The organism is Scandinavium tedordense (assembly GCF_024764965.1).
GTDB classification, from domain to species: Bacteria; Pseudomonadota; Gammaproteobacteria; order Enterobacterales; family Enterobacteriaceae; genus Scandinavium; species Scandinavium tedordense.
Window position 1 is genome coordinate 621,213 of the sequence record NZ_JALIGG010000057.1, and the last position, 23,900, is coordinate 645,112.

At 53.6% G+C, this 23,900-nt stretch carries 20 protein-coding genes; 17 read left to right on the forward strand and 3 right to left on the reverse strand.

The window, feature by feature from the left end; genetic code table 11:
- Nucleotides 1-4 precede the first annotated feature (4 nt).
- The 10 genes from MUU46_RS18930 to MUU46_RS18975 all read left to right on the forward strand — a co-directional run bounded on the left by MUU46_RS18930 (nucleotide 5) and on the right by MUU46_RS18975 (nucleotide 9,095).
- Complete coding sequence (locus tag MUU46_RS18930; RefSeq protein ID WP_258966349.1) at nucleotides 5-1,918, forward strand: tail fiber protein; 1,914 nt, start codon at nucleotides 5-7, stop codon at nucleotides 1,916-1,918.
- A 1-nt stretch (nucleotide 1,919) separates the two neighbouring features.
- Nucleotides 1,920-2,339: a tail fiber assembly protein gene (locus MUU46_RS18935; protein ID WP_258966350.1), complete on the forward strand. Its 420-nt coding sequence runs from the start codon at nucleotides 1,920-1,922 to the stop codon at nucleotides 2,337-2,339.
- Between the two features lie 124 nt (nucleotides 2,340-2,463).
- Nucleotides 2,464-3,654 carry a phage tail sheath protein gene (locus MUU46_RS18940; RefSeq protein ID WP_258966351.1) on the forward strand — a complete coding sequence of 397 codons (1,191 nt, stop codon included), beginning with the start codon at nucleotides 2,464-2,466 and terminating at the stop codon, nucleotides 3,652-3,654.
- 12 nt (nucleotides 3,655-3,666) lie between these two features.
- Nucleotides 3,667-4,185 (forward strand): phage major tail tube protein, encoded by a 519-nt coding sequence (locus tag MUU46_RS18945; RefSeq protein ID WP_258966352.1) that lies wholly within the window; start codon nucleotides 3,667-3,669, stop codon nucleotides 4,183-4,185.
- A gap of 61 nt (nucleotides 4,186-4,246) precedes the next feature.
- Nucleotides 4,247-4,531 carry a phage tail assembly protein gene (locus MUU46_RS18950; RefSeq protein WP_258964624.1) on the forward strand — a complete coding sequence of 95 codons (285 nt, stop codon included), beginning with the start codon at nucleotides 4,247-4,249 and terminating at the stop codon, nucleotides 4,529-4,531.
- A 32-nt stretch (nucleotides 4,532-4,563) separates the two neighbouring features.
- The gene (locus MUU46_RS18955) at nucleotides 4,564-4,683 is read left to right on the forward strand and encodes a GpE family phage tail protein (RefSeq protein ID WP_258964625.1); all 120 of its coding nucleotides are present in this window, start codon (nucleotides 4,564-4,566) and stop codon (nucleotides 4,681-4,683) included.
- Nucleotides 4,676-7,138, forward strand: a complete 2,463-nt coding sequence (locus MUU46_RS18960) for a phage tail tape measure protein (RefSeq protein WP_258966353.1) — start codon at nucleotides 4,676-4,678, stop codon at nucleotides 7,136-7,138. Before MUU46_RS18955 ends, MUU46_RS18960 begins: the two co-directional genes overlap by 8 nt.
- A gap of 11 nt (nucleotides 7,139-7,149) precedes the next feature.
- Nucleotides 7,150-7,614, forward strand: a complete 465-nt coding sequence (locus tag MUU46_RS18965) for a phage tail protein (RefSeq protein WP_258966385.1) — start codon at nucleotides 7,150-7,152, stop codon at nucleotides 7,612-7,614.
- Nucleotides 7,615-7,616: 2 nt separating this feature from the next.
- Nucleotides 7,617-8,792 (forward strand): phage late control D family protein, encoded by a 1,176-nt coding sequence (locus MUU46_RS18970; RefSeq protein WP_258966354.1) that lies wholly within the window; start codon nucleotides 7,617-7,619, stop codon nucleotides 8,790-8,792.
- Between the two features lie 81 nt (nucleotides 8,793-8,873).
- The gene (locus MUU46_RS18975) at nucleotides 8,874-9,095 is read left to right on the forward strand and encodes a DNA-binding transcriptional regulator (protein ID WP_258964628.1); all 222 of its coding nucleotides are present in this window, start codon (nucleotides 8,874-8,876) and stop codon (nucleotides 9,093-9,095) included.
- A gap of 411 nt (nucleotides 9,096-9,506) precedes the next feature.
- Here the strand turns inward: MUU46_RS18975 and pflB are convergent, their stop codons facing one another.
- The 3 genes from pflB to ycaO all read right to left on the reverse strand — a co-directional run bounded on the left by pflB (nucleotide 9,507) and on the right by ycaO (nucleotide 14,863).
- Nucleotides 9,507-11,789 carry a formate C-acetyltransferase gene (gene pflB, locus MUU46_RS18980; protein WP_159753760.1) on the reverse strand — a complete coding sequence of 761 codons (2,283 nt, stop codon included), beginning with the start codon at nucleotides 11,787-11,789 and terminating at the stop codon, nucleotides 9,507-9,509.
- A gap of 52 nt (nucleotides 11,790-11,841) precedes the next feature.
- The gene (focA, locus tag MUU46_RS18985) at nucleotides 11,842-12,699 is read right to left on the reverse strand and encodes a formate transporter FocA (protein WP_159753757.1); all 858 of its coding nucleotides are present in this window, start codon (nucleotides 12,697-12,699) and stop codon (nucleotides 11,842-11,844) included.
- A gap of 397 nt (nucleotides 12,700-13,096) precedes the next feature.
- Nucleotides 13,097-14,863, reverse strand: a complete 1,767-nt coding sequence (gene ycaO / locus MUU46_RS18990) for a 30S ribosomal protein S12 methylthiotransferase accessory factor YcaO (RefSeq protein WP_258966355.1) — start codon at nucleotides 14,861-14,863, stop codon at nucleotides 13,097-13,099.
- Between the two features lie 137 nt (nucleotides 14,864-15,000).
- Here ycaO and MUU46_RS18995 point away from each other — a divergent pair, with 137 nt between their 5' ends.
- The 7 genes from MUU46_RS18995 (at nucleotide 15,001) to MUU46_RS19025 (ending at nucleotide 23,895) form a co-directional block, all read left to right on the forward strand.
- A complete protein-coding gene (locus MUU46_RS18995; RefSeq protein ID WP_159753751.1) occupies nucleotides 15,001-15,693 on the forward strand; it encodes a YetF domain-containing protein in 693 nt (230 codons plus the stop codon).
- A gap of 178 nt (nucleotides 15,694-15,871) precedes the next feature.
- Complete coding sequence (gene serC, locus MUU46_RS19000) at nucleotides 15,872-16,960, forward strand: 3-phosphoserine/phosphohydroxythreonine transaminase (RefSeq protein WP_159753748.1); 1,089 nt, start codon at nucleotides 15,872-15,874, stop codon at nucleotides 16,958-16,960.
- A 69-nt stretch (nucleotides 16,961-17,029) separates the two neighbouring features.
- Nucleotides 17,030-18,313 (forward strand): 3-phosphoshikimate 1-carboxyvinyltransferase, encoded by a 1,284-nt coding sequence (gene aroA, locus MUU46_RS19005; RefSeq protein WP_159753745.1) that lies wholly within the window; start codon nucleotides 17,030-17,032, stop codon nucleotides 18,311-18,313.
- Between the two features lie 185 nt (nucleotides 18,314-18,498).
- Nucleotides 18,499-19,182, forward strand: a complete 684-nt coding sequence (gene cmk / locus MUU46_RS19010; protein WP_159753742.1) for a (d)CMP kinase — start codon at nucleotides 18,499-18,501, stop codon at nucleotides 19,180-19,182.
- 125 nt (nucleotides 19,183-19,307) lie between these two features.
- A complete protein-coding gene (gene rpsA / locus MUU46_RS19015) occupies nucleotides 19,308-20,981 on the forward strand; it encodes a 30S ribosomal protein S1 (RefSeq protein ID WP_159753739.1) in 1,674 nt (557 codons plus the stop codon).
- 129 nt (nucleotides 20,982-21,110) lie between these two features.
- A complete protein-coding gene (gene ihfB / locus MUU46_RS19020; protein ID WP_110509901.1) occupies nucleotides 21,111-21,395 on the forward strand; it encodes an integration host factor subunit beta in 285 nt (94 codons plus the stop codon).
- 238 nt (nucleotides 21,396-21,633) lie between these two features.
- Nucleotides 21,634-23,895, forward strand: a complete 2,262-nt coding sequence (locus MUU46_RS19025; protein WP_258966356.1) for a ComEC family protein — start codon at nucleotides 21,634-21,636, stop codon at nucleotides 23,893-23,895.
- The last annotated feature ends 5 nt before the right edge of the window (nucleotides 23,896-23,900 follow it).

Sequence of the window (23,900 nt, forward strand, 5' to 3'; positions counted from 1 at the left end):
CAGAATGACAGTGAAATATAAAACAGTGGTCACCACGGCCGGGGCGGCAAAATTTGCGGCCGCACTGACGCCGGGTGGCAAAAAGGTCAATATCGTGGCGATGGCTGTCGGTGACGGGGACGGTACGCTGCCCGAGCCGAACGCCGGCCAGATAAAACTCATCAATGAGGTCTGGCGTCATCCGCTGAACAAAATCAGCCAGGACAACAAGAAGAAAAATTACGTCGTGGCCGAGCTGGTTATCCCGCCGGAAACGGGCGGCTTCTGGCTGCGTGAAATGGGGTTGTATGACGACACCGGCACGCTGGTCGCCGTCGGTAATATGGCTGAGAGCTACAAGCCAAAACTCGAAGAAGGTTCAGGCCGGGCGCAGACCCTGCGCATGGTTATCATCCTGTCTGACCTCGAGTCGGTCGAGCTTGCCATCGATTCATCAATGGTGATGGCAACGCAGGATTACGTTGACGACAAAATCGCGGAGCACGAACAATCGCGCCGCCATCCTGACGCCACGCTGAAAGAGAAAGGTTTTACCCAACTCAGCAGCGCCACCGACAGCGCGTCTGAGGCGCTCGCTGCGACGCCGAAAGCGGTGAAGACGGCATATGACCTTGCTAAAGGCAAATACACGGCTCAGGACGCGACTACGGCGCAAAAGGGTATTGTGCAGCTCAGTAGTGCGACCGACAGTACGTCTGAGACGCTCGCTGCAACGCCGAAAGCAGTGAAAGCCACATATGACCTCGCCAAAGGCAAATACACGGCTCAGGACGCGACCACAGCGCAAAAAGGTATTGTGCAGCTCAGCAGTGCGACCGACAGCACGTCTGAAACACTCGCTGCAACCTTGAAGGCGGTGAAAGCCGCGAATGACAATGCTAACGGGCGCGTACCGGGCAGCCGCAAGGTGAACGGCCGGGCGCTGACGGGAGATATCAGTATTACTGCGCAGGATATCTTTAACGGTCAGACGGTGAGCATCGGTAATGCAATTGACCTGAACGCATACACCACGCCGGGGCTGTATTACCAGGCAGCTAACGCGCAGGCGGTAAGCGGGAAGAACTACCCGGAACCGAATGCCGGGTCACTCGAAGTGTATAAACACGCTGGCGTCACGCAGATTTACCGGATGTATAACCATTCACGCTCTTACATCCGCACGATGTACAGCGGAGCCTGGTCAGCCTGGACTAAACAGTATGACGCGGCAAACAAGCCCACACCGGCTGACATTGGCGCAGTGTCAAAAGGAGGTGATACCGTCAGCGGCACGCTGAAGGTGGCCGCCGAGGTGCAAACTACCTCGGCTAATAGCTATCGGATGGTGTATGGCAATTACGGAACGCTGTGGCGTCAGGACGGCAGCAATTTATATCTGATGCTCACGAACTCCGGTAACCAGTACGGCGGCTATAACAGTCTCCGGCCATTCTCGGTCAATCTGACAAACGGTGATGTGACCATCAATAAATTAGGTCTGGTCAATTTTGCCAACTTTGATGCGCGCTATTACACCAAAGCGCAATCGGATGCGGGTTATATGCCTCGCTCAGGCGCATATACCAAAGCCGAAAGCGACGGGCGATTCCAGCCCAAAGGCTCTTATGGCGCACCCAACTCCGCATCTAAAGCGGCGAACGGTTGGTGGCAGTGCGGCAGTACCGGCATCATTGAGCAGTGGCTTCAGGGAGCGACCATGACCAGTGAAAAGACGCAGACAATCACCTTCCCGAAAGCTTTCCCGTCGGCATGTCTGTCGATTTCAGTCAGCACGTTAAACGTGAATAACAACACCGGCACCGAGGGGATGTTCCAGCTTGTGTCTAAAACGAAGACCGGCTGCGTGGTTATGGCAAACAGGGCGTACGGTAGCGTCGGGCAGGTCGCGGTACTCATTCATGCGGTGGGGTACTGATATGAATATGATTTATTACAGCGCTGAAATGTCGGGCTTTTATTTTGAAGCTGACCGGTCGCTTTATGAAGCGGCGGGAAGCTGGCCTGCTGATGCGCAGGCAATCTCTGACCGCTGGTATCAACATTTAATCGAAGGGCAAACCAAAGGCCATTCTATTGTGCCTGATGAGTATGGTCAGCCGGTGCTGAAAGCCATTGAGACTGATTACCCGGCCATTGCCGAAGCACAAAAACAAACCCTCATCAGTGAAGCGATGCAGTCAGTCGGGGTTATTCAGCTCAAGTTACAGGCCGGTCGGGCGTTAAGTGAGGCCGAATCGGCAAAACTGGCCGCCGTGCTGGATCACATCGATGACATTGAAAAAATCAGTACGGTGTCAGTGACCGGTCCGGTCGACTGGCCGGTGATGCCCGAATAAATCGTAGCCCTCCACCCGGAGGGCTTTTTGCTTGTTGTGTTATATCCCCGCCAACGCCATTCCGTCGCACCTGTTGCACACACAACAGAAAATGGTTGCACCCCAACCCAACGGAGTTAAACGGATGAGTGATTTTCATCACGGCGTGCAGGTCGTCGAAGTCAACGACGGCACGCGCATCATTTCCACGGTTTCCACCGCCATTGTCGGCATGGTCTGCACGGCCAGCGATGCTGACGTCGAGACCTTCCCGCTCAATGAGCCGGTGTTAATTACCAACCCGCAAAGCGTCATCGGGAAAGCCGGTACCAAAGGCACGCTCGCCAGTTCGCTACAGGCCATCGCTGACCAGTCAAAGCCGGTGACCATTGTTGTGCGTGTGGAAGAAGGCACCGGCGACGATGAGGAAGCGGCGCAGGCGCAGACGATTTCTAACATCATCGGCACCACCGATGAGAACGGGAAATATACCGGGCTGAAAGCACTGTTGACCGCGCAGGCGGTGACTGGCGTCAAGCCGCGTATTCTCGGCGTGCCGGGTCTCGATTCACTGGAGGTGGCGACCGCACTTGTGCCGGTGGCGCAAAAATTGCGGGCTTTCGGCTATGTCAGCGCCTGGGGCTGCAAAACCATTTCTGATGCCATCAAATACCGCGACAACTTCAGCGCCCGCGAGCTGATGGTCATCTGGCCGGATTTCCTGTCATGGGATACCACGGCTAACGCGACGGAAACGGCGAACGCCACCGCGCGAGCGCTCGGCTTGCGTGCCAAAATCGACAATGACACCGGCTGGCACAAAACCCTGTCAAACGTCGGCGTGAATGGCGTCACCGGTATCAGTGCGTCTGTGTTCTGGGATTTACAGGAGCCCGGCACCGATGCCGATCTGCTGAACGAGGCAGGCATTACCACACTGATCCGCAAAGACGGTTTCCGTTTTTGGGGGAACCGCACCTGCTCAGATGACCCGCTTTTCCTGTTTGAAAACTACACCCGCACGGCGCAGGTTATCGCTGACACGATGGCTGAGGCGCATATGTGGGCGGTCGATAAGCCGGTGACCGCCACACTCATTCGCGACATCGTTGACGGCATCAATGCCAAATTCCGCGAGCTGAAAACCGGGGGCTATATCGTCGATGCGACCTGCTGGTTTGACGACAGCGCCAACGATAAGGAGTCGCTGAAGGCCGGGAAGCTGTATCTGGATTACGACTATACGCCGGTACCGCCGCTCGAAAACCTGACCCTGCGCCAGCGCATTACCGACAAATACCTGGCGAATCTCATCTCGTCAGTGAACAGCAAATAAGGAGCCAGAGACATGGCATTACCCCGCAAGTTAAAGCTCATGAATCTGTTTGTTGATGGCACGAACTTTCTCGGTGTCGTCCAGTCGGTGACGCTGCCGAAGCTGACCCGCAAACTCGAAAAATATCGCGGCGGCGGGATGAACGGTACGGCCCCGGTCGACCTTGGTCTCGATGATGATGCGCTGGCGGCGGAGTTTTCCCTCGGTGGATTCCCGGATGACGTTATCTGGTCGCTCTACGCTGCTGCAACAGCCTCGGCTGTGCCACTGCGTTTTGCGGGCTCCTACCAGCGTGACGACACCGGCGAGACGGTACCGGTCGAAGTGGTGCTGCGTGGCCGTCAGAAAGAAATCGACACCGGCGATGCCAAACAGGGCGAAGACACCGAGTCGAAAATCTCGATGGACTGCACCTATTACAGGCTCACCCTCAACGGAAAGGAACTGGTCGAAATCGACACCGTCAACCTGATTGAGAAGGTGAACGGCGTCGACAAGCTCGAAGAGCACCGCCGAAACATCGGTATGTAATGTTCACCCGGTCAGCGCCGCTGGCCGGTCTTGCCTGAATACTGAATGAGACAGAGACATCATGAAAAAAGCTGAAAACCAACACGTCATCAACCTGGTAAAAACCATCAAACGCGGCGAGACCGAAATTAAAGAGGTGACCCTCCTGAAACCGACTGCCGGAACCCTGCGCGGTGTCGGGCTGGCGGCGGTGGCAAACTCGGACGTCGATGCGCTGATTAAGGTGCTGCCGCGCATGACGATGCCATCGCTGACCGAGCAGGAAGTCGCCGCGCTGGAGTTGCCAGACCTGCTGAGTTTTGCCGGTGAGGTGGTCGGTTTTTTGTCACCGAATTCGGCGGCGTAACTTTCCCGAAAAATTTCTCGGTTGATGACCTGATGGCCGACGTCGCAGTGATTTTTCACTGGGGGCCATCAGAGCTGTATCCCCTGAGTATTCCCGAGCTCATCACATGGCGCGACAAGGCGCTACAGCGAAGCGGAAACACGAATGAGTAATAACCTCAAACTCGAAGTGCTGCTGAAAGCTGTCGACCAGGCAACCCGACCTTTTAAATCCATCCAGACAGCGAGCAAATCGCTGTCGGGTGATATTCGCTCGACGCAGCAGTCGTTACGCGACCTGAACGGTCAGGCATCGAAAATCGACGGTTTTCGTAAGAGCAGCGCCCAACTGGCCGTCACCGGGCAGTCACTCGCCAAAGCGAAGCAGGAAGCGACCGCGTTGTCGGTGGCCTTCAGAAACACCGAAAATCCGACGAAAGCGCAGGCTCGCGCAATGGAGCTTGCCCAAAAGAATGCGGCTGACTTACAGCTCAAATATAACGGGCTGCGTCTGTCCGTGCAGCGTCAGCGGCAGGCGCTCGGGCAGGCGGGGATTAATACCCGGACACTGGCGAGCGATGAGCTGCGTCTGAAAAATTCCATCAGCCAAACGACGGCGCAGTTAAACCGCCAGCGTGAAGCACTGGCGCGGGTCAGTGCGCAGCAGGCGAAATTATCCGCTGTGAAAGCCCGCTATGAGTCCGGGCAGGCGCTCGCTGCCGGGGCGCGAAATTCAGGTATGGCCGGGGTTGGTGTGGCAACGGCGGGGCTTTATGGAGCATCACGATTTATTGCGCCGGGTATCGGATTTAATAAGCAGATGTCAGGCACGCAGGCCATTCTTGGTCTGGATAAAGGTGATGAAAAGCTGGTGCAGATCCGCCAGCAGGCCCGCGACATCGGAGCGACCACCGCATTTTCACCGGGTGATGTGGCGCGAACGCAGACTACGCTTGCCCGTTCAGGCTACAAAGCGGATGACGTGCTGGCGGCGACCGGCTCGACGGTTAACCTGAGTCTGGCGGCAGATGTCGACATCGCCGAAGCGGCAGACATCATCACGAATATGCAATCCGCATTTAACCTTCCGACCACGGAAATTCAACGTGTTGCCGATGTGATGACGAAGGGATTTACCTCGTCCAATACCGGTCTTATCGAGCTCGGCGAGGCCATGAAGTATGTCGCACCGGTCGCGGAGGCAGCGGGGGCCAGCATCGAGGACACGACTGCTATGCTCGGCATTATGGCCGATAACGGGATTAAAGGCTCAATGGCGGGTACCGGGGCCAGTGCTATTTTTAACAGGCTTCAGGCTCCACTTGGTAAGGCCGTCGATGCACTGGCTGAGCTGAACGTGAAGACCCGTGACTCGAAGGGCAACATGCTCCCGGTGGAGCAAATCCTCAGGTCGATTAATCGCTCGTTTGTGAAAAACAAACTTGGCACGGCTGAAACCGGCGAATACCTGAAAGTGATTTTCGGTGAGGAGGCCATGAAGGGCGCGATAAAGCTGGTCGCCGCCGCCGGAAATGGTTCGCTTGAACGGAAGCGTCACGAGATTAAAAACGCGACCGGCACGACTGAGCTCATAGCAAAAATTCAGACTGACAACCTCGACGGGGATTTAAAAAACCTTCAATCGGCGTGGGAAGATCTGCAAATCGAGGTGTTCGATAAAGAGGATTCGGCCCTGCGCAGGCTCACCGTGTCGGCTACTGACTGGCTCGGTACCGTGGCCGCCTGGACAAAAGCGAACCCGGAACTGACAAAAACCCTGTTTACCGTCGCGACAGGTGCGCTGGCCGTCATTGGCGTACTCGGCGGCATCGGGCTGATTGCGTGGCCGGTAATCGCGGGTATCAATGCCATCGTTGCGGCGGCGGGCATGTTAAGCCTTGCCCTTTCGACAATCGGCACGGCCGCGGCTGCTGTAATAGGGGCCATCTCGTGGCCCCTTTGGGCGGTTGTCGCCGTGGTCACTGCGGTTGTGGCGACAGTCGTCGGCGGGGCGCTACTCATCCGGAAATACTGGGAGCCCATCAGCGCCGTTTTCTCGGGGGTGGTGGAGGGGCTTATTGCCGCATTTTCGCCGGTGGCTGAGATGTTCGCCCCGCTGGCTCCCGTTTTTGACGGACTCGGCCAGAAACTCGGCGCAGTCTGGAAATGGTTTAAAGACCTCATTGCGCCGGTAAAAGCCACGCAGGAAACCTTAGACGGCTGCAAAAATGCCGGGGTGGCGTTTGGCCGGGCGCTGGGGGATGCGCTGATGCTGCCGCTGAATATCTTCAACAAGCTGCGCGGCGGCCTTGATGTGATCCTCGAAAAGCTCGGCATCGTTAAAAAGGAATCGGACACCATCGATGCCGCGACGGCAAAGGCGCAACCGGTCGGGCAGGGTGGTGGATACATTCCGGCGACCAGCTCATACGGGGGTTATCAGGCATATCAACCGGTCACCGCGCCCGCCGGTCGCACGTACATCGACCAGAGCAGCCCAACCTATCAAATCCAGTTACAGGGCGGCGGTGCGCCGGGCGGCCAGCTCGGTAACCAGTTGCAGGATGCGCTTGAAAAATACGAGCGCAACAAGCGAGCCAAAGCCCGCGCCAGCATGATGCATGATTAAGGAGCCTGATGATGATGCTCACTCTTGGAATGTTTGTGTTTATGCGCCAGTCGCTGCCTTATCAGAGTTTGCAGCGCAGCGCGGATTACCAGTGGCCGTCAAACAGCCGGGTCGGGAAGCGTGATGCGTTTCAGTTCCTCGGCCCCGGTGACGACAAAATCACCCTCACTGGCGATTTGTACCCTGAAATGACCGGCGGGCGGCTCTCGATGCTGGCGCTCTATACGATGGCGGATGAGGGCCGGGCGTGGCCCCTGATTTCCGGCACCGGCACCATTTACGGGATGTTTGTTATTACCAACGTGAGCGAAACCGGCACCGTCTTTTTCGCTGATGGCTCACCGCGAAAAATCAGCTTCACGCTGTCACTGACGCGCGTCGATGATTCCCTTGCGGCGCTTTATGGCGATATTGGTAAGCAGGCCGAATCTCTTGTCGGTAAGGCGGGCGATGTGCTTTCACTGGTGGGAGGTTAATCATGCCGGATATCGTCACCGGCTCAGGCGCAACCCTGACGCCTCAGTTTATGCTGACGCTCAACAGCAAGGACATCACCGGCAATATCAGTGACAGGCTGATTAACCTGACCATGACCGACAATCGCGGGTTTGAGGCTGACCAGCTCGACATCGAACTCGACGACAGTGACGGGCTGGTCGAGCTGCCGGTGCGTGGTGCGGTGCTGTCGCTTTATCTCGGGTGGAAAGGTTTTGCCCTGGTGGGGAAAGTTGATTTTACCGTCGATGAGGTGGAGCACCACGGCGCACCGGACACGGTCACGTTACGGGCGCGGAGTGCTGATTTTCGCGGAACGCTCAATTCACGCCGGGAAGAGTCATGGCATGACACCACACTTGGCGCGGTGGTGGGGGCAATTGCAGCCCGCAATAAATTAACGGCCAGCGTGGCGGATTCGCTGGCGGGTATCCACATCGCGCATATTGACCAGTCGCAGGAATCCGACGCGGTATTCCTGACCCGCCTCGCCGAGCGGAACGGCGGGGCGGTGTCGGTCAAGGCGGGCAAATTGCTGATACTCAAAGCCGGGAGCGGCGTGACGGCCAGCGGTAAGGCCATCCCACAAATCACTATTCAGCGCAGTGATGGTGACCGGCATCAGTTCGCGATTGCTGACCGAGGCGCGTATACCGGAGTGACAGCTAACTGGCTGCATACCAAAAACCCGAAGCCTCAGAAGCAGGCGCAACAGGTAAAGCTGAAGCGTAAGCCGAAAGAGCAGCACCTGCGGGCGCTCCAGCATCCTAAAGCGAAACCGGTCAGCAGTATGGCGAAGGGCAGAAAGCAGAAAGAGCAGGAAGCCCGCGAGGGCGAGTATATGGCCGGTGAGTCGGATAACGTTTTCGCCATGACGACGATTTATGCATCAAAGGCGCAGGCCATGCGGGCGGCTCAGGCGAAGTGGGATAAATTGCAGCGCGGCGTGGCGGAGTTCTCAATCACCCTCGCGACGGGCCGGGAAGATATTTTCCCGGAAATGCCGGTACGGGTGTCAGGTTTTAAGCGCGTTATAGACGAGCAGGCATGGTTAATCAGTAAGGTAACCCACAACCTCAACAATAACGGCTTCACGACGGGCGTGGAGCTTGAGGTGCGGCTTTCTGATGTGGAGTACGAAGCAGTGGCTGATGAGTGATGCTTTATTTTTATCTATTTGTTTTATATGAATTTAATCGATAAAATGGCGACATAAAATCATAAAGGTGAGGTGATAGAAATGTTCCATTGTCCGTTATGCCATACAGCCGCCCATGCCCGCACCAGTCGTTACTTTACTGACACGACAAAAGAGCGTTATCACCAGTGCACAAATATCAATTGCAGCTGCACCTTCGTCACGACGGAAACGGTCGAGCGCTACATCGTTAAGCCGGGGGAAGTGACACCAGCTTTACCTCATCCGACGTCGACAGGGCAGCAACAAATCGCCTGGATGTAAAAACGAGGCCTCGCAAATGCGAGGCCTCTTTGATCCGATGGTATGTATTAAGTTTGCTTAGGGCGCAGATCTGCCAACTCTGAACAACAAAAAGCCCTGCACAGGGCAGGGCTTGGGAGATGATGGTCAATATGTGGACGTGACCTGAAATAAATCCTTTTATTTCATTTGGTTATCTAGGAAAACAAGTTACCAATTACTGACATTGCGGTGTTATCTCCAGATACGGCCCATCCGGGGCCAGTGTATGCACAGCTCAAAGCCGGCTGTGTTAAGTCTGTTTTGACAGATACCCATAGTATAGATGGCTGGCAAAGCAGGCTGGGGCAGGAGAGTCACTGTTAAAAAAGGCCCCACAGGTGTGGAGCCTTTATTGTACGCTTTTTACAACGCGTTTTCAGTCAAAACACATTACATGGTTTGAGTGAAGGTACGAGTGATAACGTCCTGCTGCTGTTCTTTAGTCAGGGAGTTAAAACGTACTGCATAACCAGAAACGCGGATGGTCAGCTGCGGATATTTTTCCGGATGTTCCATCGCATCGAGCAGCATTTCACGGTTCATGACGTTCACGTTCAGGTGCTGACCACCTTCGATGGACGCTTCGTGATGGAAGTAACCATCCATCAGGCCCGCCAGATTGGTTTTACGAACGTCGTCGTCTTTACCCAGTGCGTTTGGAACGATAGAGAAGGTATAAGAGATACCATCTTTAGCGTAAGCAAACGGCAGTTTTGCAACGGAGGTCAGAGAGGCAACAGCACCTTTCTGGTCGCGGCCGTGCATTGGGTTAGCACCTGGACCGAATGGCGCGCCAGCACGACGACCATCTGGGGTGTTACCGGTTTTCTTACCGTACACAACGTTAGAAGTGATGGTCAGAACGGACTGAGTCGGGATGGCATCACGGTAGGTAGTCAGTTTCTGAATTTTCTTCATGAAACGTTCAACCAGATCAACCGCGAAGTCATCTACACGAGAGTCGTTGTTACCAAACTGCGGGTATTCGCCTTCGATTTCGAAGTCAATAGCCAAGCCGTCTTCGTCACGAACAGGTTTAACTTTCGCATATTTGATAGCAGACAGGGAGTCAGCTGCAACGGACAGACCTGCGATACCACATGCCATGGTGCGAACCACGTCACGATCGTGCAGAGCCATCAGAGAAGCTTCGTAGCTGTACTTGTCGTGCATGTAGTGGATGACGTTCAGAGCGGTGACATACTGCTTAGCCAGCCAATCCATGAAGTGATCCATACGTTCCATGACTTCGTCGAAGTTCAGAACGTCGCCTTTGATTGGCGCAGATTTCGGGCCAACCTGGATTTTCAGTTTTTCGTCCACGCCGCCATTGATTGCGTACAGCATGGTTTTCGCGAGGTTTGCACGCGCACCGAAGAACTGCATTTGCTTACCAACAACCATTGGGCTTACGCAGCATGCAATCGCGTAATCATCGTTGTTGAAGTCTGGACGCATCAGATCATCGTTCTCGTACTGCAGAGAAGAGGTATCGATTGAGACTTTAGCTGCGAATTTCTTGAAGTTCAGTGGCAGTTTTTCAGACCACAGAACGGTGATGTTCGGCTCCGGGGACGGCCCCATGGTGTACAGGGTGTTCAGGAAGCGGAAGCTGGATTTGGTGACCAGAGTACGGCCATCAACGCCCATACCACCGATAGATTCAGTTGCCCAAATCGGGTCACCGGAGAACAGCTCATCATATTCTGGGGTACGCAGGAAGCGAACCATACGCAGTTTCATGACCAAGTGGTCAATCATTTCCTGAGCGTCTTGCTCAGTGATTTTGCCTGCTTTCAGGTCACGTTCGATGTATGCATCCAGGAAGGTGGATACGCGACCGAATGACATTGCTGCACCATTCTGAGACTTAACAGCGGCCAGGTAGCCGAAGTAGGTCCACTGAACAGCTTCCTGAGCGTTGGTTGCTGGAGCCGAGATATCGCAACCGTATTTCGCTGCCATTTCTTTGATCTGGCCCAGAGCACGGTACTGCTCGGAGATTTCTTCACGCAGACGGATAGTCGCTTCCAGGTTTACGCCGTTTTCCAGATCGGACTGCAGAGACACGAACTGAGCGTATTTGTCTTTCATCAGGAAGTCGATGCCGTACAGCGCAACGCGACGGTAGTCACCGATGATACGGCCACGGCCGTATGCGTCTGGCAGACCAGTCAGAACGCCAGATTTACGGCAGTTCAGAATGTCTTTAGTGTAGACGTCGAAAACACCCTGGTTATGGGTTTTGCGGAAGTCGGTGAAGATCTTCTTCAGCATCGGGTCCAGCTCGCGGTTGTACGCTTTGCAAGAACCTTCAACCATTTTAATGCCGCCAAACGGGATAATCGCACGTTTCAGCGGAGCTTCAGTCTGCAGGCCAACGATTTTCTCAAGGGCCTTATTGATGTAGCCAGCGTCATGAGAAGTGATGGTAGACGCAACAGAGGTATCGAAATCAACTGGCGCGTGAGTGCGGTTTTCCAGTTTAACGCCTTCCATTACGTTGTCCCACAGGGCGGTGGTCGCGTCAGTAGCGCCAGCCAGGAAGGACTCGTCACCTTCAAATGGGGTGTAGTTTTTCTGGATGAAGTCACGTACGTTGACTTCTGTCTGCCAGTCACCTTTGGCAAAACCTTCCCAGGCTGTAGCTAACTTTTCATTAAGTTCGGACATGTAACACCTACCTTCTTATGTGGATTTCTTAATTTACTGCCTGAAACGACGATTAGTGCTTGTCGTTGCCACGCAGGTAAATGACCCAGTACGTCAACCCAACCAACAGACCGCCACCAATAATGTTCCCGATAGTTACCGGAATCAGGTTATCAGTGATGAAGTTCATGACAGTCAGGTGAGAGAAATTGTCCGGAGACGAACCGATTGCGGTCCAGAATTCCGGGCTGGCGAAGTTGCGAACGACGATACCCATTGGGATCATGAACATGTTCGCGATACTGTGCTCGAAGCCGCTGGCAACAAACATGGCCACTGGCAGCACCATTATCATTGCTTTATCCATCAGGCTGCGGCCGGAGTAGCTCATCCACACCGCCAGACAGACCATCAGGTTTGCCAGGATACCCAGGCACACGGCCTCGATAAAAGTATGATGCATTTTGTGGTCGGCAGTTTGCAGGACGTTCAGTCCCCAACCTCCGTTGGCGGCCATATATTCGCCAGATAACCACATCAGCAGAACAAACAACAAGGCACCAATCAGGTTACCAACATAGACGTTGAACCAGTTCTTCGCCAGTTGGCCCCAAGTGATTTTGCCGCTTGCTTTAGCCACCACGATAAGCACCGTGGAGGTGAAAAGGTCAGCGCCGCAAATGACACACAGGATAAGACCCAGTGAGAAGCAGATACCGCCAATCAGCTTGGCAATACCAAACGGCATTCCCGCAGTGCCTGTCGTGGACGTAATGTAGAAGACGAAGGCAATGGAGATGAATACACCCGCAGTAATCGCCAGGAAAAAGGTTTTGAGCGGTTGTTTCGTTGCTTTATAGACACCCGCTTCCTCGGCCACTTTGGCCATCTCAGCTGGGAGTAAAAGATCAAAAGGGTTGTCAGCTTTCACACTAACTCTCTCTTTATTAAGTCGGCGACGAGATACTAACAAAGCATTATAGAAGAGAAATTGATATAGATCATATCTCGCCTGGCTTATAGGCCCGCAAAGCGCATGGTTTTTCAGCGATTGCGGCGTAACTTTTTGATTATCAAAATAAAAATAAATTTTAAAATTTGCAATTAGAGTTGAATTTTTTCAGCGCCCCCCTTTTAAGCAGTTAATTAAAATGGAGTAATATGCATTAAATTTAACATTGTTTGTAAGCTACTAATAATAGTATTTACTCATAATTAACTTAATTATTACAAATTAACGAAGGGGCCGTGAAAATTAAAACGGGGCCCTTTCTGAGGCCCCGTAATATAGCGCAGGCGAATAGTTTCGCCATAGGTTATTTGTGGTTTTACTGCGGATTAGCCCAGAATTTGGCTTTTGCGCGTTGCAGCTTTTCGTACGCTTTCAACAGCGACTGATGCGCCGGGAAGGCCGCCAGGTCGCTGTCCACAGGCTGCAGGCCGTAGAAGGCCTCTTCACCGCTCAAGGCCGCGCTCGCCGCTTCAACCGCATCGACGCCGTACATACGTACAAACGCGTTCAGATACTGCAACGGCTGACGTTCTTCTTCCTGGGACAGCAGCAACAGCGTCTGTAGGCAGCGATAATAGTTGGCACGTTCCGGGCTAAATACGGAAGCATTGAACTCCATGGTCCACTCGGTCCAGATCAGTGCCTGCTCCATGTCACCGCCGGCCAGCGCCAGCATGGCTTTCAGCTCACCGACGCGCAGGGTGTACCAGCCGTTATCCTTACCGGTCGCCATACCCAGCAGTTCACGTACGCGGGTGAAGTCGTCCAGACCTTCATCATCCATCTGCTCAATCAGCGCCAGATAATCTGCTTTTTCCCACTCGCTGCTCGGCAGAGAAAGAATGGTCTCACGCAGCTGGCTGCCCATATTGTTATTTGCCAGCCACAGGTCTTCGGCAGGATAAATATCAGACATGCCTGGCACGATAATACGACAAGCGTAAACGCTCAGGTGCTCGTAATCTGCGATATACACTTCTTTATCTTCGGCCTGGAAAATCGCCATCAGCGTGGCAAATTCTTCCTCCGTGGTGCCGGAGAAGTTCCAGTCAGCAAACGGATAATCTGCGTCCTGTTTGAACATATCCCAGGAGATCAAACCGCTGGAATCGATGAAGTGTGTTTCGAGGTTAGCGTGCTCGCCCACTTCTTCGTCATCGAAAGTTGGCGGGGTGAAAACATCGAGATCTTTCAGGCCGCGACCTTGCAGCAGCTCGGTGACGGTACGCTCCAGCGCAACGCCGAAATCAGGGTGCGCGCCGAAGGAGGCGAAACAGGTTCCGTTTTCCGGGTTGAACAGCACCACGCAGATAACCGGGTATTTGCCGCCCAGTGAACCGTCGTAAGCAAAGATAGGGAAGCCTTCTGCTTCCAGCTTAGCGATGGATTCCACGATGCTCGGATAACGCGCCATCACCTCGGCCGGGATTTCTGGCAGGCTGATGCTTTCCGCAATGATGCGGTTTTTGATGTGACGCTCAAATACTTCTGACAGGCCCTGAACACGTGCTTCGTTGCGGGTGTTACCGGCGGACATGCCGTTAGAAACATACAAGTTGCCGACGATGTTCATCGGAATGTAAATCGTCTCGCCATCGGACTGACGGGTGAACGGCAGGCCGCAAACGCCGCGATCGTCATTATCGGACTGCAGATCCACAAGCAGGCTGGCAGTCAGCTGTTCGTCCGGATCGTAGAACGCACGCAGACGCTCATCAAGAATGCCTTCCGGCACGTCGTTGTCTTCTGGCAGCGGGAACCATTTTTCATTTGGATAATGCACAAACGGGCTATTGGCAATAGTTTCACCCAGCCAGAAATCGGCGAAGAAGTAGTTAGTGGACAGACGCTCAAAATATTCGCCGAGAGCAGAAGCCAGGGCCGCTTTTTTAGTTGCCCCTTTACCGTTAGTGAAGCACAGCGCGCATTCTTTGTCGCGAATATGCACAGACCAGACGTTAGGCACCGGATTCAGCCAGGACGCTTCTTCAATGTTAAATCCGAGGTCCGTTAATTTTTGCTGGAAGCGGGCGATGGAGTCTTCCAGAGCGGCGTCTTTGCCGGGTATAAATGTTTGGGTCATGGCGATCACTTTTATCGTACGGAAAGCGCGCAATGATACGGGTTTTGCGTGTCAGGCGCTATCGTCCCGGCGCGAGCGGCGAAAATAAAAGGCTCGGCTACGCTTAGAAGCAGTAACCCACTGTTCAGGCAACTAAAATGCAAGCGTTTGATCTCCACCGAATGGCTTTCGATAAAGTCCCCGCGGAATTTCTCGGAGAAGTGGCCCTGCGTAGCCTTTATACCTTCGTGCTGGTATTCCTGTTTTTAAAAATCACGGGCCGTCGCGGTGTGCGCCAGATGTCGCTCTTCGAAGTGCTCATCATCCTGACATTAGGTTCTGCTGCAGGAGACGTGGCGTTTTATGATGATGTGCCGATGCTCCCGGTATTGATCGTCTTTATCACGCTGGCTGGGTTATACCGGCTGGTTATGTGGTTGATGGCGCACAGCGAAAAGCTGGAGGATTTGCTCGAAGGAAAGCCAATTATCGTGGTGGCAAACGGTGAGCTGGCCTGGGAAAAGTTGCGCGCGGAAAACATGACCGAGTTTGAGTTTTTTATGGAGTTGCGCCTGAGTGGCATCGAGCATCTGGGGCAGGTTAAAAGAGCTATCATGGAAACGAATGGGCAAATCAGTGTCTACTTTTTTAGCGACGACGAGGTGAAAGCCGGTTTGCCTATCTTGCCCGGTGAGTGCGTTGAACGCTTCAAAACGGTGCCTGAAGAGAATGACTACGCCTGCACACGGTGCAGTGCAATATTCCATATGCATGCAGGCGATCATCAAATATGCCCCCGTTGCGCACATCCCGAATGGGCCAAGGCCAGTCGGGCAAAACGCATCACCTGATAGCCAAATTGTCGGCATTGTGACGTCAAGATGGCATATTCTGTTGTGTGAGCCTGGACACATTTTTCGGCTCGCGAGTATTAGCCATTGCGGCCTGTGTCACTGAATGGTAAAACCGATATCCACAGGAATAACTTATGCCTACGGGCTGATAACGTGTATAGCGTGGTGAGGGGAAATGACTCAGGTCTTTAATTTTAGTTCTGGCCCGGCAATGCTTCCGGCGGATGTGCTTAAACAGGCCCAACAGGAACTCTGCGACTGGCAGGGGTTGGGTACCTCGGTAATGGAAATTAGCCATCGTGGTAAAGAGTTCATCCAGGTGGCCGAAGAAGCAGAAAAAGATTTCCGCGACCTGCTTAAAATCCCTTCCAACTATAAAGTCCTGTTCTGCCATGGCGGTGGTCGCGGTCAGTTCGCGGGCGTTCCGCTGAACCTGCTGGGCGACAAAACCGAGGCAGACTACGTGGATGCCGGATACTGGGCAGCCAGTGCAGTAAAAGAAGCGAAAAAATACTGCACTCCAAACGTTATTGACGCCAAAGTAACCGTTGACGGTCTGCGTGGGGTGAAACCGATGCGCGACTGGCAGCTCTCTGACAACGCGGCGTATCTGCACTATTGCCCGAACGAAACCATAGACGGCATCGCCATTGACGAAGTCCCTAATTTCGGTAAAGACGTTGTGGTAGCCGCGGATTACTCCTCCACGATCCTGTCCAGCCCGCTTGATGTCAGCCGCTTTGGCGTGATTTACGCTGGTGCGCAGAAAAACATTGGCCCGGCGGGTCTGACTCTGGTTATCGTGCGTGAAGATCTGCTGGGTAAAGCACACATCGCCTGCCCATCAATCATTGATTACAGCGTGCTGAACGACAACGATTCGATGTTCAACACGCCGCCGACTTTTGCCTGGTATCTGTCTGGCCTGGTCTTTAAGTGGCTGAAGGCGCAGGGTGGTGTAGAAGTGATGAACCGCATCAACCAGCAAAAATCGGAACTGCTGTACGGCACTATCGATAACAGCGATTTTTACCGTAACGACGTGGCTGCAGCCAACCGTTCCCGGATGAACGTACCGTTCCAGTTAGCTGATAGCGCACTAGATAAGCTGTTCCTCGAAGAATCTTTTGCCGCGGGCCTGCATGCATTGAAAGGCCATCGTGTGGTCGGTGGAATGCGCGCCTCTATTTATAACGCCATGCCGCTGGCGGGCGTTCAGGCGCTGACCGACTTCATGAAAGAGTTCGAACGCCGCCACGGTTAATGTTCCTGTTTCCATCCCCGCAGCGGGTCTGCGGGGTTTTTTATTTTCTGCTTTTGAGAGTCGAGTTTCATGGAATCCCTGACGTTACAACCCATCGCGCATGTAGACGGCACCATCAATTTACCTGGTTCAAAAAGCGTCTCAAACCGCGCTTTGCTGCTGGCGGCGCTGGGCCATGGCACCACTGTTCTGACCAATCTGCTAGACAGCGACGATGTACGCCACATGCTCAATGCCCTGACCGCGTTGGGCGTCCAGTACACTCTGTCTTCTGACCGCACACGCTGCGAAGTTACCGGCAATGGCGGCCCGTTGAAAGCAGAGGCGGCGTTGGAACTGTTCCTGGGTAACGCCGGAACGGCAATGCGCCCACTGGCGGCGGCATTGTGCCTGGGCAGTAACGATATCGTGCTGACCGGTGAACCGCGCATGAAAGAGCGCCCGATTGGGCATCTGGTTGATGCGCTGCGACAGGGCGGCGCGCAGATTGAATATCTTGAGCAGGAAAATTATCCGCCGCTGCGCCTGAAGGGCGGTTTCGTGGGGGGGGAAGTCGCCGTTGACGGCAGTGTGTCCAGCCAGTTCCTGACGGCGCTGTTAATGACTGCCCCGCTGGCTGCGCAGGATACCGTTATCACCATTAAAGGTGAGCTGGTTTCTAAGCCGTACATCGATATTACGCTGCATCTTATGAATACCTTTGGCGTGACGGTGGATAATCAGAACTATCAGCATTTTGTCGTCAAAGGCGGGCAGCATTATCAGTCACCGGGCGCGTATTTGGTGGAAGGTGATGCTTCTTCTGCGTCGTATTTCCTCGCCGCGGGCGCAATCAAAGGCGGCACGGTAAAAGTTACCGGAATCGGTCGCAACAGCGTGCAGGGCGATATCCGCTTTGCCGATGTGCTGGAAAAAATGGGGGCGACCGTGACTTGGGGTGATGACTTCATTGCCTGCACGGGCGCTGAACTGACCGCCATCGATATGGATATGAACCATATTCCTGATGCGGCGATGACTATCGCCACGACCGCGCTTTTTGCCAAAGGCACGACGACGCTGCGTAACATCTACAATTGGCGTGTGAAAGAAACCGATCGCTTGTTCGCGATGGCGACAGAGCTGCGTAAAGTGGGTGCGGAAGTGGAAGAGGGCGAAGACTATATTCGCGTGACCCCGCCAGCGCATCTGACCGTGGCAGAGATCGGTACTTATAACGACCACCGCATGGCGATGTGTTTCTCGCTGGTGGCGTTGTCCGACACGCCGGTGACCATTCTTGATCCGAAATGTACGGCGAAAACTTTCCCGGACTATTTCGAACAACTCGCTCGCATCAGTACCCCTGCCTGATATTGCTTCCAGCGCCGACCGTCTGGTCGGCGTTGTTCTGCCCGCGTCTAAACTATACTTGCCCAAATATTGTTCGATAGGTGGCCATTATTCCGCATTTTGCACGCAACAGTAACGGACTGGCGCTTTGACGAGTATAATGCGCGGCGTTTAAGTAACAGACGCCCTGATTGAAGGAGAGTACGATGACGGCAATTGCCCCGGTAATTACCATTGACGGGCCTAGCGGCGCCGGGAAAGGCACGCTGTGCAAAGCCATGGCGGAAGCACTGCAATGGCACCTGTTGGATTCTGGCGCTATTTATCGCGTCCTGGCTCTGGCGGCATTACATCATCACGTCGACGTGACCTCCGAAGAAGCACTGGTCCCACTGGCGGCACATCTGGATGTTCGTTTTGTTTCTACCGACGGTAATCTTGAGGTTATCCTCGAGGGCGAAGACGTTAGTGGCGAAATCCGCACTCAGGAAGTAGCAAATGCGGCCTCTCAGGTGGCAGCGTTCCCGCGCGTACGTGAAGCGTTGTTGCGTCGCCAGCGTGCATTCCGTGAAGCCCCGGGCCTGATTGCTGACGGACGCGACATGGGAACCGTGGTGTTTACCGATGCACCGGTCAAGATTTTCCTCGACGCATCCCCGGAAGAACGTGCTCAACGCCGTATGCTTCAGTTGCAGGAAAAGGGCTTTAGTGTTAACTTTGAACGCCTTTTGGTCGAGATAAAGGAACGCGATGACCGTGACCGCAACCGTGCGGTGGCACCGTTAGTTCCCGCTGCTGATGCCTTAGTCCTGGATTCAACACGATTAAGCATTGAGCAAGTGATTGAAAAAGCGTTACAATACGCGCGCCAAAAACTGGCTGCTGTCTGATTAAAAGATAAGCGAGCCTCCGAATTTGTAGTACCCCCGCTGCAATGGATTGTGAGCGGGTATGTTAAACAACCCCATCCGACATGGTGTCAGGTGGACGTTAAATCTAACTTCGAAGATTAAACATGACTGAATCTTTTGCTCAACTATTTGAAGAATCCTTAAAAACAATCGAAACCCGTCCGGGTTCCATCGTTCGTGGTGTTGTTGTTGCTATCGATAAAGATATCGTACTGGTTGACGCCGGTCTGAAATCTGAATCCGCCATCCCGGCAGAGCAGTTCAAAAACGCCCAGGGCGAGCTGGAAATCCAGGTCGGTGACGAAGTTGACGTTGCGCTGGACGCAGTAGAAGACGGCTTCGGCGAAACCCTGCTGTCCCGTGAGAAAGCTAAGCGTCACGAAGCTTGGATCACGCTGGAAAAAGCATACGAAGACGCTGAAACTGTTGTTGGTGTTATCAACGGCAAAGTTAAAGGTGGCTTCACTGTTGAGCTGAACGGTATTCGTGCGTTCCTGCCAGGTTCACTGGTAGACGTGCGTCCAGTTCGCGATACGCTGCACCTGGAAGGCAAAGAGCTTGAGTTCAAAGTTATCAAGCTGGACCAGAAGCGTAACAACGTTGTTGTTTCCCGTCGTGCCGTTATCGAATCCGAAAACAGCGCAGAACGTGATCAGCTGCTCGAAAACCTCCAGGAAGGCATGGAAGTCAAAGGTATCGTTAAGAACCTCACTGACTACGGCGCATTCGTTGACCTGGGCGGCGTAGACGGCCTGCTGCACATCACTGACATGGCGTGGAAACGCGTTAAACACCCAAGCGAAATCGTGAACGTTGGCGACGAAATCACTGTTAAAGTGCTGAAGTTCGACCGCGAGCGTACCCGTGTTTCTCTGGGTCTGAAGCAGCTGGGCGAAGATCCATGGGTAGCTATCGCTAAGCGTTACCCAGAAGGTACCAAACTGACTGGTCGCGTGACCAACCTGACCGACTACGGCTGCTTCGTTGAAATCGAAGAAGGCGTTGAAGGCCTGGTGCACGTTTCCGAAATGGACTGGACCAACAAAAACATCCACCCATCCAAAGTTGTTAACGTTGGTGATGTAGTGGAAGTTATGGTTCTGGACATCGACGAAGAACGTCGTCGTATCTCCCTGGGTCTGAAGCAGTGCAAATCTAACCCATGGCAGCTGTTCGCAGAAACCCACAACAAGGGCGACCGCGTTGAAGGTAAAATCAAGTCTATCACTGACTTCGGTATCTTCATCGGCCTGGACGGCGGCATCGACGGTCTGGTTCACCTGTCTGACATCTCCTGGAACGTTGCAGGCGAAGAAGCAGTTCGTGAATTCAAGAAAGGCGACGAAATCGCTGCCGTTGTTCTGCAGGTTGACGCAGAGCGTGAGCGCATCTCCCTGGGCGTGAAACAGCTGGCTGAAGATCCGTTCAACAACTGGGTTGCTCTGAACAAGAAAGGCGCTATCGTTAACGGTAAAGTGACTGCAGTTGACGCTAAAGGCGCAACCGTAGAACTGGCTGACGGCGTTGAAGGTTACCTGCGTGCTTCTGAAGCATCACGTGACCGCGTTGAAGATGCAACTCTGGTTCTGAACGTAGGCGACGACGTTGAAGCTAAATTCACCGGTGTTGACCGTAAGAACCGTGCAATCAGCCTGTCTGTACGTGCTAAAGACGAAGCTGACGAGAAAGATGCAATCGCTACTGTTAACAACAAACAGGAAGAAAGCAACTTCTCCAACGCTATGGCTGAAGCATTTAAAGCAGCTAAAGGCGAGTAATCAGGTCACTCTTCACGAGTAACTTGACAGATTGCAGGATTCGTCCTGTAATCAACAACAAAGGGCGGCTACGGCCGCCCTTGTTCAAGCTGTTAGCTTATACTTTCCTGAAAGGAAACCGGAGGAATCATGACCAAGTCAGAGCTCATCGAAAGACTTGCAAGCCAGCAATCTCACATCCCTGCGAAAGCGGTTGAAGATGCTGTGAAAGAGATGCTGGAACATATGGCCTCTACGCTAGCCCAGGGCGAGCGCATTGAAATCCGCGGTTTCGGTAGTTTCTCTTTGCATTACCGCGCTCCACGCGTTGGGCGTAACCCGAAAACAGGCGATAAAGTCGAGCTGGAAGGTAAATACGTTCCGCACTTTAAGCCGGGGAAAGAATTGCGCGATCGCGCCAATATTTACGATTGAGTTATTGCGGGGGTTCCTGCGAAACTTGAACGAGATGAAAGCACCCATAGGGTGCTTTTTTCGTTTCTGGAATGCGTACCTTTCGTGAGGTGGCCACCAAGGCTTGGAACACTCTTCGGAAAGCACAATGCACTATTTGCAACAACATCGATTTCCTGGAATCCTCCTCACAACGTCTGTATTTGTCTAAAGACACTCAAACTTGAAAGCATGAGACTGCTCGCGACAGGGAGGTGTCATGCGATTACCCACACTAGCCATCAGTGCCATTATCGGCATTTGCCCTTTGTTTTGGTTACCCCAATTACCTTCGGTAGAGGTTGCTGGCACGATTGCGTTAGTGGCAATTGCGTTTGTCATTATTGCTCGGCGCTTCAGAATAGTGGGTCTTACTGCGCTCTTTTTCTGCTGGGGTGTTTTTGCTGCGCAGAAGATTATCATTCCGGCAAATACGCTATCCGGAAGACCGTTGCAGGCAGAAGTGGAGATCGCCGCCACGGACGGTGAAACCACGCATTACGGTAAACTGCTGCAGATCAACGGCCGGCGCCAAATCCCCGCACCGGGTATCGTTCTTTATGGTCAGGCACTGCCGGAAAAGGGCTGCGTAGGGCAAATCTGGCAAATGACCATTAAAGCCCGGGCGGTACACGGTTTACTCAATGAGGGCATGTTTGACAGTCAGCGCCATGCGCTTTCATTACATCGTCCATTAACCGGGCGCTTTGCGCAGGCGCATTTAGTAGACGGTCGGTGCAGCATACGATCGCAGTTAGTTTTCGCGTTGACGAAAGCACTCGAACCTTATTCGTGGAAACACGTCATGCTGGCTTTGGCTGTTGGTGAGCGTGCAGATGTTCCAGTGGAAATAAAACGTCTGCTACAAGAAACGGGAACCTCGCATCTGATGGCGATTTCCGGATTGCATATTTCTCTGGTGGCGATGATGGGTTGGGTCTTGGTACGAGGTATACAGAGAGTGCTGCCATGCCGCTGGATTGGCTGGCGAATGCCCCTTTGCGTCAGCTTTCTTCTGGCGCTGATTTACGCGTGGTTAAGTGGATTACAGCCTCCGGCTCTGCGCGCCATTATCGCGGCCGGAGTCTGGCTGCTGCTGCGCTTAAGTTGTCGTCGATGGACGCCATGGGAAGTCTGGCTGTGCTGTATCGCCGCAATCCTGGTGTTGGATCCTTTGGCCATTTTGACACAAAGCCTGTGGTTATCAGCTTTTGCCGTTGCAACGTTGATCTTCTGGTATCAGTGGATGCCACCCCTTCGCCTGCAATGTAACGTCATAATAAAGGGACTGATTTCGTTAGTGCATTTACAGTTGGGACTGATGCTGCTTCTGCTTCCATTGCAAGTGAGCATCTTTCACGGCATGTCCTGGACATCTCTTCCCGCCAATCTTGTGGCTGTGCCTGTGGTGACGCTGGGTGAAATTCCGCTTTTGTTGGCCGGTGTCGTGCTGCATTTTACCGGACCGGCGACCATGGAAAATTATATCTGGCTGTTAGCCGACCGCCTGCTCGAAGGCTTGTTTTGGTTTTTTCGCGCTCTGCCGCAGGGATGGCAAGATATCGATTATCGCTGGCAAGGCATTGTAGTAATGCCGTGGCTGGTCATTATCCTCTGGCGACTCAATGGCTGGATGAGCTGGCCAGCCTCAATACTGGCATGCGGAACCCTCCTTACTTTCCCACTCTGGCGTCAGTCGCCACCCCAGGTGTGGTCAGTGACCATGCTGGATGTGGGGCAGGGGTTATCCGTGGTCATTACTCGAAACGGCAAAGCGCTGCTCTATGATACCGGGCTTGCCTGGCCAGGGGGCGACAGTGCCCAACAGCTCATTATCCCGTGGCTGCGCTGGCATCATCTACAGCCAGAAGGTATCGTTCTCAGTCACGAACATCTCGACCATCGTGGAGGACTGGAAACGCTGCTGAAAACCTGGCCTGCACTGTGGGTCAGAAGCCCGTTACAGTGGGAAGGGCATTTACCCTGTTTTCGAGGGGAAAGCTGGCGCTGGCAAGGACTGACCTTCCGTGCGGTCTGGCCGTTGCCGGGCACAATGGCGAAAGGCAATAACCGCTCGTGTGTTGTACGGGTTGATGACGGGCGCTATAGCGTTTTATTGACGGGAGATATTGAAATATCGGCAGAAATGTCAATGCTCAGTCATTACTGGCAGCATCTTGCGTCTACACTTGTTCAGGTGCCACATCATGGCAGTTCGACGTCATCATCATTGGCATTACTTCAACGGATTGATGGGCAGGCCGCGTTGGCTTCGACGGCGCGCTACAATGCCTGGCATTTTCCCTCGGCAAAGGTGAAAACGCGTTACAACCAGCGGAATTATCGTTGGTTCGATACGCCTCACCAAGGACAGATCACGGTCAACTTTTCACCAGAAGGTTGGCAAATCCAGAGCTTACGTGATCAAATATACCCCCGTTGGTATCATCAGTGGTTTGGCGATGCTGGTGATAACGGGTAGAATGT